Here is a 19465-nt window from a genome sequence, read left to right as displayed (position 1 = left end):
CCCCTCGGGCGACGTCTTGCCAACCCCACGACGATACCAAACGCGGCGCGAGCCACCGCCTCAGCGCAGCAGCGTCCGCCCGGTCTCGTCGATCGTCCACCCCGGGTTCACGGCCACCTCCCACGGGTGCCCGTCGGGGTCGATGAAGATGCCCGAGTAGCCACCCCAATCCGTCTCCGCTGCGCGGCGCCCGATGCGGGCACCGGCGGCCTCGGCATCCGTCAGCACGGAATCGACCTCGTCACGAGAGACGACGTTGTGCGCGAGGGTCACGCCTCCCCAGCCGCCGCTGTCGACGGTGCCCGAATCCGCCGCCAGCGCACGGCGCGACCACAGCCCGACGACGAGACCACCGGCCTGGTAGAAGGCGACCTCTCCCGCGACCGACGAAGGGTGCGGTTCCCAGCCGAGCGCGCGGTAGAAACGGATGGAGCGTTCGAGGTCGTTCACTCCGAGCGTGACGAGACTCACTCGCTGATCCATCAGGCGTGCCCGGCCCTCTCCATCGCGCGCAGCTCCTTCTTGAGGTCCTGGACCTCATCGCGCAGGCGCCCGGCGAGCTCGAACTTGAGCTCTGAGGCTGCGGCGAGCATCTGCGCCGTGAGGTCTTCGATCGTCGCCTCGAGCTGCATCGCCCCCTCCGCGGCGATGCCCTCGCGGCGCAGCTGCGGTGTCGGCGACTTGCCCTTTCCGGACTTGTTCTTGGCCGTCGCCCGTCCGTTCATCAAGGACTGCGTGTCGGATGCCTCGCGCGCGAGCGCGTCGGTGATGTCGGCGATCTTCTTGCGCAGCGGCTGCGGATCGATGCCGTTCTCGAGGTTGTACGCGATCTGCTTCTCGCGGCGGCGGTCGGTCTCCTCGATGGCGGAGCGCATCGAGTCGGTCATGTTGTCGGCGTACATGTGGACCTCGCCCGACACGTTGCGCGCCGCGCGACCGATCGTCTGGATGAGCGACGTGCCACTGCGCAGGAACCCCTCCTTGTCGGCGTCGAGGATCGCGACGAGGGACACTTCGGGCAGGTCGAGCCCTTCACGGAGGAGGTTGATACCGACGAGCACGTCGTAGACCCCCTGACGCAGTTCCGTCAGCAGCTCGACACGGCGCAGGGTGTCGACATCCGAGTGCAGGTAGCGCACCCGCACGCCGTGCTCGCCGAGGAAGTCGGTGAGCTCCTCGGCCATCTTCTTCGTGAGCGTCGTCACGAGCACGCGCTCGTCCCGCTCGACGCGGATGCGGATCTCCTCCAGCAGGTCGTCGATCTGCCCCTTCGACGGCTTGACGATGATCTCGGGGTCGACGAGTCCGGTGGGGCGGATGATCTGCTCTACGACGCCGTCCGCGATCCCCATCTCGTACTTGCCGGGCGTGGCGGAGAGGTACACGGTCTGGCCGATGCGCTGTTTGAACTCGTCGAAGCGCAGGGGGCGGTTGTCCATCGCGCTCGGAAGCCGGAACCCGTGATCGACGAGCGTGCGCTTGCGCGAGGCATCCCCTTCGTACATCGCGCCGATCTGCGGCACCGTCACGTGCGATTCGTCGATGACCATGAGGAAGTCATCGGGGAAGAAGTCGAGCAGCGTGTGCGGCGGCTCGCCCGGCGACCGTCCGTCCAGATGGCGTGAGTAGTTCTCGATGCCGGAGCAGAATCCGAGCTGCTGCAGCATCTCGAGGTCGAACGTCGTACGCATGCGCAGACGCTGCGCCTCGAGGAGCTTGCCCTGCCCCTCGAACTCCTTCAGCCGCTCGCCGAGCTCGGTCTCGATCGTCCCGATCGCGCGGTGGACGGTGTCGGTGCCGGCGACGTAGTGGGATGCCGGGAAGATGGGCACGCTGTCGAGACGCTGAACGATGTCGCCCGTGAGCGGATGCAGCATGTACAGCGCCTCGATCTCGTCGCCGAAGAGCTCGATGCGCACGGCGTACTCCTCGTACACCGGGATGATCTCGATCGTGTCGCCGCGAACGCGGAAGTTGCCGCGGGAGAAGTCGACGTCGTTGCGGTTGTACTGCATCGCGATGAACTTGCGGATCAGCGCGTCGCGGTCGTACCGCTCCCCCACCTGCAGCGCGACCATCGCGCGCAGGTACTCCTCCGGCGCGCCGAGGCCGTAGATGCACGACACGGTCGAGACCACGACGACATCGCGACGGCTCAGCAGCGAGTTCGTCGTCGAATGCCGCAGCCGCTCGACCTCGGCGTTGATCGAGGAGTCCTTCTCGATGAACGTGTCCGTCTGCGGCACGTAGGCCTCGGGCTGGTAGTAGTCGTAGTAGCTCACGAAGTACTCGACGGCATTGTTCGGCATGAGGTCGCGGAACTCGTTCGCGAGCTGCGCCGCGAGGGTCTTGTTGTGAGCGAGGACGAGCGTCGGCCGCTGCACCTGCTCGATGAGCCAGGCCGTCGTCGCGGACTTGCCCGTACCGGTCGCACCGAGGAGCACGACATCGGTCTCGCCGGCGTTGATGCGCGCCGCGAGGTCGGCGATCGCCTGGGGCTGGTCGCCGCTCGGCGTGTACTCGCTCACGACCTCGAACGGGCGCACGGATCGCGTGGTCTGCATGCTTCCAGCGTAGGCGCGGCCTCCGACATGCGGGTCGGCGTTCGCCGCGAGCGTGTGATCGGGGCGCCTGATGCCTACCCTGGAGGCATGCTGGAGTTCCTCGTCGGGTCGAGCCTCGCCGCAGCGGCGGGCCTCAACGCATGGATGCCGCTGTTCGCGCTCGGCCTCCTCGACCGGCTGCTTCCGGGATTCGCGCTGCCGACGGCATGGTCGTGGCTCTCCGGTGACGTCGCGCTGTGGATCATCGGCGCCCTCCTCGTCGTCGAGATCGTCGCCGACAAGATCCCCGCCGTCGACTCGGTCAACGACGTCATCCAGACGATCGTCCGCCCGGCATCGGGAGGCATCGCCTTCGGCGCCGGCGCGGGGGCTCAGGAGGTGACGGACCCCTCGCGGCTCTTCGCGGACGGCACCTGGGTGCCGATCGTCGTCGGCGTCGTCATCGCACTTCTCGTCCACCTCGCGAAGGCCGCGGTCCGGCCCGTCGCGAACATGGCGACGGCGGGCCTCGCGGCACCGGCGCTGTCGACCGCGGAGGACGTCTCCTCGTTGGCGCTCGCCCTCGCGGCGATCCTCGCGCCGGTCATCGCCGGCGTGTTTCTTCTTGGCCTCGTCGTGGCGGTCGTGGTGCTGCTACGTCGCCGACGCCGATTGCACACGCGCCCACAGCGCGTCGGTCTGCGCGAGGGTGGCGTCGACTGACCCCGACGTGTCGATGACCACGTCGGCGATCGCACGGCGCGTGTCGTCATCCACCTGGGAGGCGATCCGCGCGGATGCCTCGTCGGCGTTCAGCCCGCGCAGCTCGACCAGCCGGCGCGCACGGAGCTCGGCGGGGGCATCCGCCACGACGATGAGATCCCACGGATCGTCGACGCGGGCTTCCACGAGAAGCGGCACGTCGTAGACGACGACGGCGGCGGGATCGGCGGCCGCGGCCGCCGCGAACCTGCGTGCCGACTCCGCCCTCACCGCCGGATGGACGATCGCGTTGAGCCGGCCGAGAGCCTCCGGGTCGCCGAAGACGCGAGCACCGAGGGCCGCGCGGTCGAGCGCGCCGTCGCGCGTCACGACATCGGAGCCGAAGGCGTCGGCGATCGCAGTGACCACGGGCGATCCCGGCCGCTGCACCTCGCGTACGAGGGCATCGGCGTCCACGATGACGGCGCCGTGCTCGGCGAGTCGGCGAGCGATCGTGGACTTGCCGGACGCGATCCCGCCGGTGAGGGCGATGAGAGTCATACCGATCAGCCTGTCACGACGCCGAGGTGGGCGCACCGAGCAGCACGGACGACCCGGGCGTCTCGATCGCGCGGCGCGCCGCCGCCAGCGCGACACGCTGCAGGGGCGCGAACTCGTAGCCGATGTCCTCGGTGAACGCCACACCCACCCCGACGACGGGGAACAGCCCCGACTCCGCGGCCGAGAGTTCCTCCATGCATCCCCGGTAGATCGTCGCGCCCAGTCGTCGGGCGTCGGCGGCGGTCGGCGCGGGGGCGCAGACGGCGAGTTCGGTATCGGCATCCTCCCCGACGATCGCCGATGCCGGCGCATAGCGACGGACCGCCTGCCGGCAGGAGTGGGCCACCGCGTCGGCGACCTCGGCGCCGAAGGCTCGTCGAATCTCCGCCACTCCGTCGATGTGGATGACGATGATCGCGACGCCGTCCGCCCGCCAGGAGGCGCGCGCCAGGATGTCGGCGGCCGCGTCGGCGAAGGTCCGTGCGCGCATGACACCGTCCGCGGCCACCCCGCCCTCCGTGAGCCAGGCATACCGGCTCTCGGCGGTGCGGTGCGAGCGAAGGACGGACGTGACGATCGCGGCGACGACGGTGAGCGTCATCGTCACGAAATTCGCGGTGATGGAGCCGAACCACGTCGAGAAGAGCGCGCTGTCGGGCCCGAACGTCCAGAAGAGCACGACCCGCACGGCGTAGAACAGCGCGACGAACACCAGGACCGCGGTCAACGCCCACGACGTGCGCAGTCGCCGCAGCGGCGCGCGGAGGATCTCGATCGCGCCCGCCGTGAAGAGCGCCACGAGACTCACGGCCATGACCGGCCACCCTCCCCAGCTGCCCCGGGTGGGCGTCTCCAGCAGCGCCGCGACGAGCGTGGCGAGGGCGAGCACTCCCACCACCACGGACGCGAGAAAGCTCGGGCGATCGTTGAAGCGGCGACTGCCGAGCCACATGAAGCCCGGCACCAGGACGAAGAGCGCGTTGCCGATCGCGACCGGCACCATGTTCCCGATGCCGGCGGACCACGCGATATAGGCGAACGTCGTGAGAACTCCGCAGAGGAAGGCGACCGCCCACAGCCGGCCTGGCCCCGTGTCGCGACGGAGGATCGTCTCGATGATGTACGTCATGCTCGCGACCGATGCCACGACGGCGGTCGTCACGGTGAGGGTGAAGAGATCGAGGGTCATGCGTTGCGCCCCCCTGGCCCTCGCGCCGGCAGTTCCACGACGAACGTGGATCCGTGCCCCAGAGTGGATTCGACGGAGATCTGCCCGCCGTGCGCTTTCACGATCTCCGCGCTGATGGCGAGCCCGAGCCCGTTCCCCGCGACGTCCTCGGATGCCCGGTAGAAGCGCTCGAACACGTGCGCCCGGTCCGCCTCGGCGATGCCGACGCCGGTGTCGCGCACCTCGATGACGCTCGTGTCGCCCTCTGCGTGCACGGCGAGCTCGACGGCCCCGCCGTCGCGATTGAACTTGATCGCGTTTCCGAGGAGGTTGTCGACGACCTGCCGGATGCGGCTCGCGTCGGCGTACGCCGCAACGCGCTCGTCGCCGGTCATGCTGACTTTGATGACGCGTTCCTCCGCAAGGGGCTTCAGAGCGAGTGCCGACGCCCGCACGACGTCGGCCACGTCGATCTCGCGCGGATGGACCGATGACTCGACCGAATGCCGGGAGGAGCGTGATGCGGAAAGGATGTCCGCGACGATCGCCAGCAGTCGCTCACCACTACTGAGCGCCGTGTCGACGTGCCGCCGCGCTCGATCGGGAAGGTCATCGTCCAACGCCAGCTCGAGATATCCGAGCACCGAGGTCAGCGGCGTCCTCAGCTCGTGCGACACGGAGGCGACGAGGTCATCGCGTGCGCGGAGCGCCTCACGCTCCGCCGTCACGTCGCGCGCGACGATGACCGCCCCGGAATCCTCGCCGCGGTGGTCGATCAGTCGGCGGGAGGCAAAGCTCAGCGCGCTGAGACGACCCTCGGCATCCCTCGACCAGACGACCTCGTCCTCGATGGTCTCGCCGCGTCGCACGCGCGCGAGCGGATGGTCCGACGGGTCGAGCGGGGTCACGCCGTCCTCCGCGAGGAGGTCGGTGCGCGCCGACGCCGCATGCAGTCCGGGGATCGCGCTGCTGAAACGCCCCACGGCGTCGTTCTCGTAGACGATGTCACCGCCGACCGACAGGCGCACGACACCGAAGTCCACCGTGTCGAGCACCTCGGAGACGAGCTGCTCCTGCCGTACCGCCGCAGCGCGCGCGAAAGCGAGGCGCGCCGCTTGCGCATCCAGCAGCTCGCGCTGAGCGGCGAAGCGCTGCGACGAGGAGTATCCCGCACTGCTGATCGCGATGATCACGAGCGGGAGGAGGAGGGTGCTGAACGTGAACACCGAGTAGGGGCCGAAGGCCACGACCACCCAGTACAGCGTGGTGGTCAAGGCGCAGCCGGTCACGAGCCCCCACCGGCCGAGGGAGGCCAGCCACATCGCGGGGAAGGCCCAGAGCAGCCCCACCCCGCTCGTCGGCTCGGCGAGACGCAGCACCGCGATCGCGAAGATGTCGAGGATCGGCACCGCGGCGACCCACCCCGCAGGAACCTGGGACCACGGCACGGACAGCGCGGCGATCGCCCCGACCGCGATCGCGAACGCGCCGGCGGCGAACAGTCCCGGCTGCGTCAGCGACCCGAGGATCAGACCGCCGATGAACAGCGCTGCGACGATGCCGCACAGCAGCAGCTGGTTGCCGGCCGCGACGCGGTCGCGCAGCTCGAACCGGAACGCCGCACGCGACGTCGATCGGGTGGCCACGGCAGGGGGGGTCTGTCGTTTCATGCGTACCTCACCGATCACGGTACCGCGCGCCGACCATGCCGTGGGGATCGACGCGACAGGGGCCGACATCCGAAGATGCCGGCCCCTGTACGGGATCGGGATGCGCGGTGCGCGCTATCCGATCGGAATGGAGCGGATCAGCGACCCGAGAGCTTCTCGCGCAGAGCGGCGAGCGCCTCGTCGTCGGCGAGCGTACCGCCGCTGTTCGAGTCGGAGGAGAAGCTCGACGCGCCGGTCTCGACCGGGGCGGCAGCCTCGGCCTCGAGCGCCTTGGCGACGGCGACCTTGTGCGCCTCCCAGCGCGCCTGGGCCGCAGCGTACTCCTGCTCCCACTTCTCGCGCTGAGCGTCGAAGCCCTCGAGCCAGGCACCCGACTCGGGGTCGAAGCCCTCGGGGTACTTGTACTCGCCGTTCTCGTCGTACTCGGTCGTCATGCCGTACAGCGCCGGGTCGAACTCGGTGCCGTTGGGGTCGACCGACTCGTTGGCCTGCTTGAGCGACAGCGAGATGCGGCGACGCTCGAGGTCGATGTCGATGATCTTGACGAAGACCTCTTCGCCGACCGACACGACCTGCTCGGCGAGCTCGACGTGCTTGCCGGAGAGCTCCGAGATGTGCACGAGGCCCTCGATGCCGTCCGCGACGCGCACGAACGCGCCGAACGGAACGAGCTTGGTGACCTTGCCCGGAGCGACCTGGCCGATGGCGTGGGTGCGGGCGAAGACCTGCCACGGGTCCTCCTGCGTCGCCTTCAGCGAGAGGGAGACGCGCTCGCGGTCGAGGTCGACCTCGAGGATCTCGACGGTGACCTCCTGGCCCACCTCGACGACCTCGGAGGCGTGCTCGATGTGCTTCCAGGACAGCTCGGAGACGTGCACGAGGCCGTCCACGCCGCCCAGGTCGACGAACGCACCGAAGTTGACGATCGACGAGACGACGCCCTTGCGAACCTGACCCTTGTGCAGGTTGTTGAGGAACGTGGTGCGCGACTCGGACTGCGTCTGCTCGAGCAGGGCGCGGCGCGAGAGCACGACGTTGTTGCGGTTCTTGTCGAGCTCGAGGATCTTGGCCTCGATCTCCTGGCCGAGGTACGGCGTGAGGTCGCGGACGCGGCGCAGCTCGATCAGCGATGCCGGCAGGAAGCCGCGGAGGCCGATGTCGACGATGAGGCCACCCTTGACGACCTCGATGACCTGACCGGTGACGACGCCGTCGTTCTCCTTGATCTTCTCCACATCGCCCCACGCGCGCTCGTACTGCGCGCGCTTCTTGGAGAGGATGAGGCGGCCTTCCTTGTCCTCCTTCTGGAGAACGAGGGCTTCGACCTCGTCGCCGACCTTGACGACCTCGTTGGGGTCGACGTCGTGCTTGATGGAGAGCTCACGCGAGGGGATGACGCCCTCGGTCTTGTAGCCCACGTCGAGGAGTACCTCGTCGCGGTCGATCTTCACGACGGTGCCTTCGATGAGGTCTCCGTCGTTGAAGAACTTGAGGGTCTTCTCGACCGCGGCCAGGAAGTCCTCAGCAGATCCGATGTCGTTGATGGCGACCTGCTTGGTGGCCGGGGCGGTCGTTGCGGTAGTCATGTAGTGGGTTGTCCTTGGGTGGTGGGATGTCGGGCCGTGCCCCATATCGCACGCGCGAGCGCGAACGGATGCCGGGTCACGGCGAAGGGTGTGTTCTTTCGAGTCCACGCGCATGCCAAAGGGCCACACGCGTGACATTTCATGCTATCAGACGCTGAGGCTCACCCGCGGAGCGGATCCGCGGGGTCGGCGGGGTCGAGCGCGGGCGCCCCGGGGCGCGACAGGGTGAGCACCGCCCACGCGACGCGCGGGGACGCGGCGAGTTCGTCTTCGATCGCGTTGAGGGTCACGGCGACCTCGTGCTCGGGAGTGTCGCCGGCGAGGTCGACGGCGACGACGAGGAAGACGCGGCCCGGGCCGACGTACTCGATGTGGAGGTAGGTGATCTGCGCGATCGACGGGTGGGCGAGGAGGCGCTGCAGCGCCGCCGCGCGCAGCTCCGGGTCGATTGCGACGCCGACGAGGAACCGCCGGTTCTGCCGGATGAGGAGGATCGCGACGACGGCGAGCAGCACGCCGACGAGGATCGAGCCCACGGCATCCGGTGTCGCGGATCCCGTGATCTGGTGGGCCAGGATGCCGGCGAACGCGATCACCAGGCCGATCAACGCTGCGGCGTCCTCGAAGAAGACGGCGCGCAGTGTCGGATCGGACGTGCTCATCACATGGTCGAGCAGGTCGCGGTGCGACGCCGTCGCCTCACGCTTGGACTGCCGCGTCGCCTGCAGGAAAGACGTGCCCTCGAGGACGAACGCGATCCCGAGCACGATGTAGGAGATGACGAAGCGGTCGGCGGGCTCGGGATCGAGGAGCTCCTGGATGCCGTGCATTATCGACACCCCGGCACCGATGGTGAACAGCCCGAACGCGGCGAACAGGGACCACACGTACGCGTCGCGGCCGTAACCGTACGGATGCCGAGGGTCGGCCGGCTTCGTGCTGCGACGCGCGGCGATGTAGAGGAACACCTCGTTGCCGGTGTCCGCCCAGGAGTGTGCCGCCTCGGCCACCATGGACGCGGCGCCGGTGAGCGCGGCGGCGAACGTCTTCGCGACGGCGATGAGCAGGTTCGCGCCGAGTGCGATCAGCACCGTGAGCAGCGACTCCGGGCGCGCCTCGGCAGCGGCGGCATGATCAGGGCGCGTGGGCGACATGCGTTCACGCTACGCCCGCGCGCACCCGCGGCGCGGTCTTCTCAGCGCGGCGCGGACTCCTCTTCGACGTCGCCGTCGAGGTAGAACCACTTCCCCCGGACGCGGCGGAAGCGGCTGACTTCGTGGAGCACGCCGCGCTCCCCCGTCTCCGACGCTCGCCAGTGCGCGCGGAACTCGACGGTGCCGCGCTCGCCGGTCGGCCCGCCGTCCTCCGTGCGGACGATCTCGAGACGGCGCCACTCGATCGCATCGTCGAGGTCGATGGATGCCGGTGCCGTGCGGGGATGCCACGTCTCCCGCAGGTGCTGCGCATCGCCGATCGCGAACGCCGTGAATCGGGATCGCATGAGCTGCTCGGCCGTCGGTGCCGGCGATCCCGCGATGATCGCGCCGCAGCACGTGCCGAACACGCCCGCGCCGCACGGACACGCGGATTCGGCGTCGCGACGGGGTCGGGCGGCGTGGGCGGCGGCTCCGAACGACATGGGATCGAAACTAGCCCCGCTGTGGATAACCCGTGATCGCGTCGGCCCGACTGACTAGCGTGGGGGAATGATTCGGGAACGACGCTTCGCCGCTGGTGCGGCTCTCGTCCTCGCGCTGACACTCACGACCGCGTGTACTCCGAGTCCCGCACCCACCCCCACGCCGACGGGGTTCGCGTCGGAGGAGAAGGCCTTCGCCGCGGCCGAGGCCACGTATCGCGCGTATGTGGACGCAACCAACGGCATACGGCTGTCGGATCCTGAGACCTTCGAGCCGGTCTATGCCGAACTCACGGGCGATGCGTTAAGCGCGGCCAAGAAGTCATTCACTCAAATGCACGCAGACGGCTGGACAGTCGCTGGCGAAAGCCGGATAGCGCTGGTCAAACCACAGCGAGGTACAGCAACTGACACGGTCGAGTTGCTCATCTGCGTCGATGTATCGGATATCAGACTCACAGACGAGGCGGGCGTGTCTCAGGTCGGCGATCGGCCGAAAGAACAGAGCCTTATGGCTGTCGTCCTGAATGAGGACAATTCGTGGCTGATTTCCTCCTTTGCAGGCCGCGAAGGCGAGCCGCTGTGCACGCAATAGTCGCAATCGCTTTGACGCTGACCGCACTGACAAATGGCGCGTCGTCGTTCGCTACGGAACACACCTCTGACTGCAGCGATGGGCTCGGATGGTCTGGATCCTGTCCCGTTGTATCCAACGACGGATCGACCGTGGAGATCGTGGCCACGCAGCCCGGAGGGTCACTTCCCGGCGACTCGGGCTATGGCGGAGGTGACGCGGATACCGCGCCTGGGCCGACGGTCCCTGCTCCTCCGCCCGTCGACGACTGCAGCCCCACCGATCCCACGTCCTGCGTGGCACCGCCGTCGGCACCGGAGGATCCGGTGATCCGCCCGACGCTCGCCGACGTGGCACGCTTCGCCCCGGCATCCCTGACGATCGTCGATGAGCCGGACGGTGTCGGGATCGTCGGCATGCCGGTCAATTTCGTGACCGCTCCGACCGTGCACGAGCAGGCCGGCACGCTGTTCTCGGTACCGATCGCCGTCCGCTTCACGCCGGTCGAAGTCGTGTACGTCCACGGAGACGGGACTCAGCGCAGTGCGGCGTCGGGCGGCGCGACGTGGGCCGCGCTCGGTCTGCCGCAGTTCTCGGCGACCGACACGAGTCACGCCTACGCGGCACGAGGCACGTACACCGCGAACGCGCAGATCCGTTACGCAGCGGAATACAACCTCGGCCCCGGCTGGCTCCCGATCGACGGGCTCCTCGACATCCCCACGCCGTCGGTCGAGATCCAGGTGCTCGTCGCGCGGACGGCGCTCGTCGACAAGACCTGTGCGGAGAATCCGGGCGGACCGGGCTGCTGAGCCGGAGCAACGCCGTAGACTCCGGCGCGTGACCGATCGCCTCATGCTGCTCGACACCGCGAGCCTCTACTTCCGCGCGTTCTACGGCGTGCCCGACACCGTGAAGGCGCCCGACGGGCGCTCCGTCAACGCCGCTCGTGGACTCCTCGACATGATCGCGAAGCTGGTCACGACGTACGAGCCCAGGCACCTCGTCGCCTGCTGGGACGACGACTGGCGTCCGCAATGGAGGGTCGACCTCATCCCGAGCTACAAGGCGCATCGCGTGGTCGAGGTCGTTGTCGGGTCCCCCGACGTCGAGGAGGTGCCCGATCCGCTCGAGGCCCAGATCCCCGTCATACGCGCAGAACTCGACGCCCTCGGCATCCCGGTCGTCGGCGTCGCCGCGCACGAGGCGGACGACGTCATCGCGAGCTTCGCCGCGCAGTCCACGCTGCCCGTCGACGTGGTCACCGGGGATCGCGACCTCTTCCAGCTCGTCGACGACGAGCGTGGCGTGCGCGTCATCTATACCGGCAAGGGCATGAGCAATCTCGAGATCCTCGATGAGGCGGCCGTGGTCGCGAAGTACGCCGTCCTCCCCGCCCAGTACGCGGACTTCGCCGTGCTCCGCGGCGACGCCTCCGACGGGCTCCCCGGGGTCGCCGGCATCGGGGAGAAGACCGCGGCGAGCCTCCTGAGAGAGCACGGCGATCTCACCGGCATCCGTGCGGCCGCGACCTCCGGCACAGGGATGACGGCAGGTGTTCGCGCCAAGATCGTGGCGGCCGCCGATTACCTCGACGTGGCTCCACAGGTCGTGGAGGTCGTCCGCACTCTCGAGCTCCCGGTTGCTCCGTCACGGCTGCACGCGCCCGACGCGGCCACGATCAGCTCCCTCGCTGAGATGTGGGGGCTCGGCGCGTCGCTCGATCGTGCCGTGGCGGCGATCACTGCGCGCGCCTGACGGGGGCGCCTGAGCCATCGCGGGAGAGCGATGAGGTGGCGCAGACGCGACTCTCGGCGACGCCGAGCACCGCATTCGCGCCACCTGAATCAGCGCGGGTCATCCGGACTCGCTCGTGGCGGTCAGCGATCGCGCCCCGTCCACTCGCGCAGCCGCTCGAGTGGCCACGTCGTGACGATCCGCTCCGCCGGCACCCCCGCGCGCTCCGCGCGCGCGGCCCCTTCGTCGAGCAGACCGAGCTGCCCGGGCGCGTGCGCGTCGGAGTCGATCGAGAAGAGGCATCCGACGTCGAGCGCCAGCGCGATGAGCTCGTCCGGCGGATCCTCGCGCTCGGGCCGCGAATTGATCTCGACCGCGACGCCGTGCGCCGCGCACGCCTCGAACACGGCCCGCGCGTCGAACTGCGACGGCGGACGGGTTCCCCGGTCCCCCGCGATCAGCCTGCCCGTGACATGACCGAGGACGTCGACACGCGGGTGGGATGCCGCGGCGACGATCCGCCTCGTCATCGGCGCCGACTCCATCCGCAGCTTCGAATGCGCCGAGGCGACCACCACGTCGACGTCGCCGAGGAGCGCATCCTCCTGATCGAGGTCGCCGTCGTCGAGGACGTCGACCTCGATGCCGCTCAGCAGCGTGAAGCCGTCCGTCTGGAACGTCGCGACCTCGGCGAGCTGCGCCCGCAGCCGCTCCGCAGACAGGCCGTTCGCGACACGCAGCCGTGGTGAATGATCTGTCAGCGCGAGATACTCGTGCCCGAGCGCGCGCGCAGCCGCGACCATGTCCGCGATGGGTGTCGTGCCGTCCGACCAGTTCGAGTGACAGTGCAGGTCGCCGCGGAGTCGTCCGCGCAGCGCCGACGCCGCGGGTGCGTAGCGTGCGCGTAACTCGGCGAGGTAACGGGGGACGTCGCCGGCCAGCGCTTCCTGAATGACGGCGAGCGAGGAGTCGCCGATCCCCGGACGGCGTCGCAGCGCCGCGGCATCCGTCAGTTCGTTCTCACTCAGCCCGGCGATCGCGGCGGCTGCTCTGCGGAACGCGGCCGAGCGGTACCGCGACGCCCGCTCGCGTTCGAGCAGAGCGGCGATCTCGGTGAGCGCGTCGGTGGGGTGCATGGGTGTGCGAGCGGGAATGCGGAACGGGCCCGCGCTCACGCGCGGGCCCGTTCGACGGTCAGGAACTGGTGACGGTCGACCTTCTGACGACGACCGGCACGGAGGCGAGCCTCGTCAATGCGGCTCCGAACAGGATCGAGAGGATGCCGATTCCGATCGCGAACGCTGCGACGCCGAACGAGACGACCGACGTGAACAGCGACGTCCGCAGGAACGAGGCGTTCATCATCGTCACACGCACCGGGTCGTCCTGTGCGAGCTCGGCATAGGTCTTGCCGCCCGAGATCTTGAGCGCGTGATGCTGGATGATGTCGGCCTGCACGTACGCGGTGAACGGGCCGGCTACGGTCTGACCCTGGAACGCCATGGCGTCGTCGGGAACCGTGATGTTCTCCGCGCGCAGCTGGCTGGAGACCATGACCCAGACGACGACGCCGACGATGATCAGGGCGATGCCGCCCAGGATGCCGAGGACGCCCGCGGCCTTGACGAACCCGACCTTCTTCTGCGGGGGTTCGATGGTGTCTGAGGTGACGACTGCTTCGGACATGTGGGGCGGTCCTTCCTGGAGTGCCGGGAACGCTCTTCACCGTAGCGTCCGGTTCGCTCCCGCCACCAGGGCCGACGCCGGGGAAAACCCCACCGAGGCTGCGCTCAGGCCACAGCGTGATTGGTCGCTTCGACCCACCGCTCGAGAACGCCGGCAGCGGCACCGGCGTCGATCGCCGCGGCAGCACGGTCGCGGGCGTCCGCCAGGCGCTCGACGATCGGCCGCTGCACCTGCGCGGCATCCCGGAAGAGCTCGTACGCGACGATCCCGGCGGCGGAGTTCAGCAGGACGATGTCGCGCACGGGCCCCTTGTCGCCCGCGAGCACGCGACGGACGACCTCGGCGTTGTGCACCGCGTCACCGCCGAGCAGGTCGTCGATGTCGGCGAGCGGGATGCCGAGGTCGCGCGGGTCCAGGTCATGCTCGTGCACATCGCCGCGGCTGACCTCCCACACGCGGCTGTGACCCGTCGTCGTCAGCTCGTCGAGGCCGTCGTCGCCGCGGAAGACCAGCGCAGTCGCCCCGCGCGTCTGGAAGACGCCCGTGATGAGCGGCACACGGTCGAGGCTTGCCACGCCGACCGCGTTAGCCTCGGCACGCGCGGGGTTGCACAGCGGCCCCAGGAAGTTGAAGACGGTCGCGACGCCCAGTTCGGATCGCGTCGGCCCCGCGTGCCGGAAGCCCGGGTGGAACGCTGACGCGAACGCGAACGTGATCCCCACCTCGGCGAGGATCTCGGAGACTCGCTCGGGCGAGAGCGTCAGGTCGATCCCGAGCGCCCCCAGAACGTCCGACGACCCCGACGACGAGCTCGCCGCGCGATTGCCGTGCTTGACGACGGGGATGCCGGTGGCGGCGGCCACGATCGCAGACATCGTCGAGACGTTGACGGTGCCGAAGCGATCACCGCCCGTGCCGACGATGTCGAGGACGTCGGCCGGCACCGGGAGCGGAAGCGCCGCCTCCAGGATCGCGTCGCGGAATCCGACGATCTCGTCGACCGTCTCCCCCTTCGCCCGGAGCGCCAGAAGGAATCCGCCGAGTTGAGACGGAGTCGCACGCCCCTCCATCACCTGCCGCATCGCCCACGTCGACTCGGACACGCTGAGGTCGCGACGATCGAGGACGGCCGTGAGGATCTCAGGCCACGAGTGGAGGTCCGCCATGGATGTCGATCCTATCGGCAGACTGTCAGCACACTCGCGGGCGCTTCGAAGCGGGTTCCGATGCCTCCGAAAGTCGGGCGGTGCGCGAACCCACCTTCAGGGATGCGAAAACCGAGCGCCGAATCCGCCATAATGGGGTGTGTGACGACCACTCCTGCCACCTATTCCCAGGCCTTGCGATCCGTGAAGCGACCGGATCCGGTGGCCGTCGGCACCATCGTGTGGCTCGGCAGCGAGGTCATGTTCTTCGCGGGTCTGTTCGCGATCTACTTCACGCTGCGCAACGCCTCCCCCGACCTGTGGGCGGAGGAGACGCAGGTTCTCAACGTGCCGTTCGCGGCCGTCAACACGGTGATCCTGGTGCTCTCCTCGTTCACCGCTCAGGCCGGCGTCTTCGCCGCTGAGCGCTTCCAGCCCTACCGCAAGGGATCGTTCTGGCAGTTCCGCCAGTGGGGCATGGTCGAGTGGTTCTTCCTCTCCTTCCTCATGGGCGCCGTCTTCGTCTCGGGTCAGGTGTGGGAGTACGCGACCCTCGTCGCTGAGGGTCTGCCCATCAGCGCCAACTCGTACGCATCGGCCTTCTACCTGACGACGGGCTTCCACGCCCTGCACGTCACGGGCGGTCTGATCGCATTCCTCCTCGTCATCGGCCGCGCCTTCGCGGTCAAGAACTTCGGACGCAAGGAGATGACCTCGGCCATCGTCGTGTCGTACTACTGGCACTTCGTCGACGTCGTCTGGATCGTCCTGTTCTTCGTCATCTACGTCGTCAAGTGAGAGCGGAGCAGACGCTACCCATGTCTTCGAAGTCCCCGCGCCAGAAGTCCGGCCGCCGCAGCAAGTGGGCCGCCGCCGCCCTCATCGGCATCGGCCTCCTCGCCACCGGCGGCGTCTACGCCGGCGCCTCGGCGGCGATGGCCGCGACCGAGCCGACCTCGGCATCCACCACGCTCACCGTCGAGGACGGCAAGAAGCTGTTCCAGGCGAACTGCGCCACGTGCCACGGCCTGAACCTCGAGGGCACGGCGGACGGACCCTCGCTGTACGGCGTCGGCGAGCTCGCGGTCGAGTTCCAGATGTCGACGGGCCGGATGCCGCTGCAGATGCAGGGCCCGCAGGCGCCGCAGAAGCCCGTGCAGTTCACCGAGGACCAGATCCTCGCGATCTCGTCGTGGGTGCAGTCGATCTCTCCCGGGCCGACCTTCCCCGACGCGAAGACGCTCGACGGCCAGGGCGACGTCGCGAACGGCGCGGAGCTCTTCCGCGTCAACTGCGCGATGTGCCACAACGTCGCCGCGGCCGGCGGAGCCCTCACGGAGGGCAAGTACGCCCCCGCGCTGACGTCGACGAGCGCGCTGCACATGTACGCCGCCATGGTCACGGGCCCGCAGAACATGCCCGTGTTCAACAACATGACGCTCACCACGGAGGAGAAGCGCGACATCATCTCCTCGCTGCTGTTCATCCAGGAGAACGAGTCCGCCGGCGGCCTGAACCTCGGCTCGCTCGGTCCCGTCTCCGAGGGTCTGTTCATCTGGATCTTCGGCATCGGCAGCCTCATCGGGCTGACCGTGTGGATCACAGCCAAGTCGAACTGATCCCGAATACTTGCACGACACCCGCACCGACGTAGGAAACGGACCCACCATGGCACACGAGGAAGACGCGCTCGAGCACGAGAGGGCTTCGTGGAAGCCCTCCTCCGGGCTCGCCGTCGCCGTTCCCGATCCCGTGCAGAATCCCGGCCTCCCGCCGCACCGGGAACGCGTCACCGACAAGGACCCGGCCGCCATGAAGCGCGCCGTCCGCACGGTCTACACGCTCTTCTACCTCTCGCTCGCCGGGAGCATCTGGGCGATCGCCGCCTACATGCTCTTCCCGATCGAGAGCGGCCGGATCATCGACATCCGCCACAACAACCTCTTCATCGGCCTCGGCATCGCGCTGGCCCTCCTCGCGATCGGCATCGGCGCGATCCACTGGTCGAAGGCGGTGATGAGCGACAAGGAGTTCATCGAGCCGCGTCACGCGACCCGCGGCCGCGACACGACGCGCGAGGCCGCAGTGCAGGCGTTCCGCGACGCCAACGACGAGTCCGGGTTCGGGCGCCGCACCGCGATCCGCGGCTCGCTGATCGCCGCCCTCGTCGCCTCGATCCTCCCGGGCATCACGCTCTTCCGCGGCCTCGCGCCGGAGTCCAGCCCCGAGCACCCCGAAGCGGGCGACCCGGTGGCGCTCCTCAGCCACACGATGTGGAAGAAGGGCATGCGGCTCGCGCACGACCCGAGCGGCGAGCCCATCCGCGCAGCCGACCTGACGCTCGGCTCCGCCGTCCACGTCATCCCCGAGGAGCTCGCGAGCCTCAGCCACCACGACGGCTACCTCGAGCAGAAGGCGAAGGCGATCGTCCTTCTCATGCGTCTGCTCCCCGAGCAGCTCCCCGCCGAGCACAATAAGCTCGATTGGTCGTACAACGGCATCGTCGCGTACTCGAAGGTGTGCACGCACGTCGGATGCCCCGTGGCCCTCTACGAGCAGCAGACGCACCACCTGCTGTGCCCCTGCCACCAGTCCCAGTTCGATGTCTCGCGCTCCGCCGCGGTCATCTTCGGCCCGGCCGCGCGGCCGCTGCCGCAGCTGCCCATCACGGTCGATGACGAGGGCTACCTCGTCGCGCAGAGCGACTTCACCGAACCCGTCGGCCCGAGCTTCTGGGAGCGTCATTGAGCACCGCGACCGTCACTGAGACCCCGTCGTCCGCCGAGCGGCGCGACGACAAGCCGCTCGGCGGCCGCTTCGTCGCGGGAGCGGCGAACTACATCGACGAGCGCACGAGCCTGTCCGGCATGGTTAAGGAGCTCGGTCGCAAGATCTTCCCCGACCACTGGTCGTTCATGCTCGGCGAGATCGCGCTGTGGAGCTTCGTCGCCGTCCTCCTGTCGGGGACGTTCCTCACGTTCTTCTTCCAGGCATCCATGGTCGAGACCCACTACGCCGGCGCCTACCTGCCGCTCCGCGGCGTGGAGATGTCTGCCGCGCTCGATTCGACACTGCGGATCTCGTTCGACATCCGCGGCGGACTCCTCGTGCGCCAGATCCACCACTGGGCCGCGCTCGTGTTCGTCGCCGGCATCGGCGTGCACATGCTGCGCGTGTTCTTCACCGGAGCGTTCCGCAAGCCCCGCGAGCTCAACTGGGTGATCGGCTTCGTGCTGTTCATCCTGGCGATGGCCGAGGGCTTCACGGGCTACTCGCTCCCCGATGACCTGCTCTCGGGCAACGGTCTTCGCATCATCGACGGCATGATCAAGGGCATCCCGCTCATCGGCACGTGGACCTCGTTCCTCCTCTTCGGCGGCGAGTTCCCCGGCACGCAGATCGTCGGACGCCTCTACACGCTGCACATCCTGCTGCTGCCGGCGATCCTCGTCGCGCTGCTCGTGCTGCACCTCATGCTGATGATCGTCAACAAGCACACGCAGTTCGCCGGCCCCGGCCGCACGAACAGCAACGTCGTCGGCTTCCCGATGATGCCGGTGTACATGTCGAAGATGGGCGGCTTCTTCTTCATCACGTTCGGCGTCATCGTGCTGATCGCCTCGCTCTTCACGATCAACCCGATCTGGAACTACGGACCCTACGACCCGTCCCCCGTGTCGGCGGGCACCCAGCCCGACTGGTACATCGGCTTCGCCGACGGCGCGCTGCGCCTCGTGCCGCCGCATCTCGAGTTCGTGCTGTGGGACCGCACCTGGTCGTTCAACATCCTCATCCCGCTCGGCGTCATCGGCATCTTCATCGTGCTGGTGCTGATCTACCCGTTCATCGAGGCATGGATCACGGGCGACAAGCGCGAGCACCACATCGCCCAGCGTCCGCGCCACGCGCCCACCCGCACGGCGATCGGCGTCGCCGGAGTCGTCTTCTACGCGGTGCTGTGGGCTGCGGCATCCTCGGACATCATCGCCACCCACTTCCACCTCACGATGGAAGGCGTCATCCACGCGCTGCAGGCGCTGCTGATCCTGGGGCCGATCGTCGGATACTTCATCGCCAAGCGCATCGCGATCGCGCTGCAGAAGAAGGACCGCGAGATCGCCCTGCACGGCTACGAGTCCGGCCGCATCGTGCGACTTCCCGGCGGTGAGTTCATCGAGGTCCACCAGCCCGTCGACGCCTACGAGCGCGTCAAGCTGGTCGACTTCGAGACGAACGCCCCGCTCGTGGTGCGACCCGACGACAAGGGACGTATCCCGTGGCACGAGAACTTCCGCGCGTCGCTGTCGCGCTGGTTCTTCGAGGATCGGCTCGTGCCCGTGACGCAGACCGAGATCGAGGCGGCAGAGGCCCACGCGCACCACGAGCTCGCACACGACGAGCACGCGGAGCAGACGGAGATCGAGGACGGCAAGGCGCACTGACGCGACGTCTGT

The 19465-nt window shown here is 68.6% G+C and carries 19 protein-coding genes; 8 read left to right on the top strand and 11 right to left on the bottom strand.

From position 1 onward, the window contains the following. Positions 1–60: 60 nt before the first annotated feature. Together J0I43_RS07020 and uvrB are read right to left on the bottom strand one after the other, a co-directional pair. Complete coding sequence (locus J0I43_RS07020; protein ID WP_292861116.1) at positions 61–471, bottom strand: VOC family protein; 411 nt, start codon at positions 469–471, stop codon at positions 61–63. A gap of 11 nt (positions 472–482) precedes the next feature. Further along, complete coding sequence (gene uvrB, locus J0I43_RS07015; protein ID WP_292861114.1) at positions 483–2564, bottom strand: excinuclease ABC subunit UvrB; 2082 nt, start codon at positions 2562–2564, stop codon at positions 483–485. An 87-nt stretch (positions 2565–2651) separates the two neighbouring features. Here uvrB and J0I43_RS07010 point away from each other — a divergent pair, with 87 nt between their 5' ends. Continuing rightward, complete coding sequence (locus J0I43_RS07010) at positions 2652–3266, top strand: DUF4126 domain-containing protein (protein WP_292861112.1); 615 nt, start codon at positions 2652–2654, stop codon at positions 3264–3266. Here J0I43_RS07010 and coaE read toward each other — a convergent pair. From coaE to J0I43_RS06980, 6 genes are all read right to left on the bottom strand, one after another. After that, positions 3198–3806 carry a dephospho-CoA kinase gene (gene coaE / locus J0I43_RS07005; RefSeq protein WP_292861110.1) on the bottom strand — a complete coding sequence of 203 codons (609 nt, stop codon included), beginning with the start codon at positions 3804–3806 and terminating at the stop codon, positions 3198–3200. The two genes, J0I43_RS07010 and coaE, sit on opposite strands and share 69 nt — an antisense overlap. Before the next feature lie 13 nt (positions 3807–3819). Further along, entirely contained in the window at positions 3820–4995 is a 1176-nt protein-coding gene (locus J0I43_RS07000; protein WP_292861108.1) for a diguanylate cyclase, read from the bottom strand. After that, positions 4992–6620, bottom strand: coding sequence for a HAMP domain-containing sensor histidine kinase (locus tag J0I43_RS06995; protein ID WP_292861106.1), 1629 nt, complete (start codon positions 6618–6620; stop codon positions 4992–4994). Before J0I43_RS06995 ends, J0I43_RS07000 begins: the two co-directional genes overlap by 4 nt. A 161-nt stretch (positions 6621–6781) precedes the next feature. After that, positions 6782–8230: a 30S ribosomal protein S1 gene (gene rpsA, locus J0I43_RS06990; protein ID WP_292861104.1), complete on the bottom strand. Its 1449-nt coding sequence runs from the start codon at positions 8228–8230 to the stop codon at positions 6782–6784. A 161-nt stretch (positions 8231–8391) separates the two neighbouring features. Further along, the gene (locus J0I43_RS06985; RefSeq protein WP_292861102.1) at positions 8392–9384 is read right to left on the bottom strand and encodes a cation diffusion facilitator family transporter; all 993 of its coding nucleotides are present in this window, start codon (positions 9382–9384) and stop codon (positions 8392–8394) included. A 41-nt stretch (positions 9385–9425) separates the two neighbouring features. After that, on the bottom strand, positions 9426–9869 hold the full coding sequence (locus J0I43_RS06980; RefSeq protein ID WP_292861099.1) for a YchJ family metal-binding protein: 444 nt from the start codon (positions 9867–9869) through the stop codon (positions 9426–9428). Positions 9870–9936: 67 nt separating this feature from the next. On the opposite strand from J0I43_RS06980, the gene J0I43_RS06975 reads away from it, so the two are divergent. The 3 genes from J0I43_RS06975 (at position 9937) to J0I43_RS06965 (ending at position 12201) form a co-directional block, all read left to right on the top strand. Continuing rightward, a complete protein-coding gene (locus J0I43_RS06975; protein WP_292861096.1) occupies positions 9937–10464 on the top strand; it encodes a hypothetical protein in 528 nt (175 codons plus the stop codon). 305 nt (positions 10465–10769) lie between these two features. Continuing rightward, complete coding sequence (locus J0I43_RS06970; protein ID WP_292861093.1) at positions 10770–11255, top strand: hypothetical protein; 486 nt, start codon at positions 10770–10772, stop codon at positions 11253–11255. Positions 11256–11283: 28 nt separating this feature from the next. Beyond that, positions 11284–12201 carry a 5'-3' exonuclease gene (locus J0I43_RS06965; RefSeq protein WP_292861090.1) on the top strand — a complete coding sequence of 306 codons (918 nt, stop codon included), beginning with the start codon at positions 11284–11286 and terminating at the stop codon, positions 12199–12201. A 122-nt stretch (positions 12202–12323) separates the two neighbouring features. Here the strand turns inward: J0I43_RS06965 and J0I43_RS06960 are convergent, their stop codons facing one another. From J0I43_RS06960 to trpD, 3 genes are all read right to left on the bottom strand, one after another. After that, the gene (locus J0I43_RS06960) at positions 12324–13316 is read right to left on the bottom strand and encodes a PHP domain-containing protein (protein WP_292861950.1); all 993 of its coding nucleotides are present in this window, start codon (positions 13314–13316) and stop codon (positions 12324–12326) included. A 58-nt stretch (positions 13317–13374) separates the two neighbouring features. Continuing rightward, positions 13375–13866: an aromatic ring-opening dioxygenase LigA gene (locus tag J0I43_RS06955; protein WP_292861087.1), complete on the bottom strand. Its 492-nt coding sequence runs from the start codon at positions 13864–13866 to the stop codon at positions 13375–13377. Between the two features lie 104 nt (positions 13867–13970). After that, the gene (gene trpD / locus J0I43_RS06950) at positions 13971–15032 is read right to left on the bottom strand and encodes an anthranilate phosphoribosyltransferase (protein WP_292861084.1); all 1062 of its coding nucleotides are present in this window, start codon (positions 15030–15032) and stop codon (positions 13971–13973) included. A gap of 132 nt (positions 15033–15164) precedes the next feature. Here trpD and J0I43_RS06945 point away from each other — a divergent pair, with 132 nt between their 5' ends. Genes J0I43_RS06945 through J0I43_RS06930 form a run of 4 tightly spaced genes read left to right on the top strand, consistent with a single transcriptional unit; the run spans position 15165 to position 19453 of the window. Then, positions 15165–15809, top strand: coding sequence for a heme-copper oxidase subunit III (locus J0I43_RS06945; protein WP_292861081.1), 645 nt, complete (start codon positions 15165–15167; stop codon positions 15807–15809). A gap of 20 nt (positions 15810–15829) precedes the next feature. Beyond that, a complete protein-coding gene (locus J0I43_RS06940) occupies positions 15830–16630 on the top strand; it encodes a cytochrome c (protein WP_292861078.1) in 801 nt (266 codons plus the stop codon). Between the two features lie 49 nt (positions 16631–16679). Beyond that, positions 16680–17759 carry a ubiquinol-cytochrome c reductase iron-sulfur subunit gene (locus J0I43_RS06935; protein ID WP_292861075.1) on the top strand — a complete coding sequence of 360 codons (1080 nt, stop codon included), beginning with the start codon at positions 16680–16682 and terminating at the stop codon, positions 17757–17759. Then, the gene (locus tag J0I43_RS06930) at positions 17756–19453 is read left to right on the top strand and encodes a cytochrome bc complex cytochrome b subunit (protein ID WP_292861072.1); all 1698 of its coding nucleotides are present in this window, start codon (positions 17756–17758) and stop codon (positions 19451–19453) included. The genes J0I43_RS06935 and J0I43_RS06930 overlap by 4 nt, the downstream gene beginning before the upstream one ends. Positions 19454–19465: the final 12 nt, after the last annotated feature.

The organism is Microbacterium sp. (assembly GCF_017305435.1).
In the GTDB taxonomy this organism is placed as follows: Bacteria; Actinomycetota; Actinomycetes; order Actinomycetales; family Microbacteriaceae; genus Microbacterium.
The sequence above is the reverse complement of the archived record's forward strand: the minus strand, read 5'-3'. Positions and strand labels throughout refer to the sequence as shown.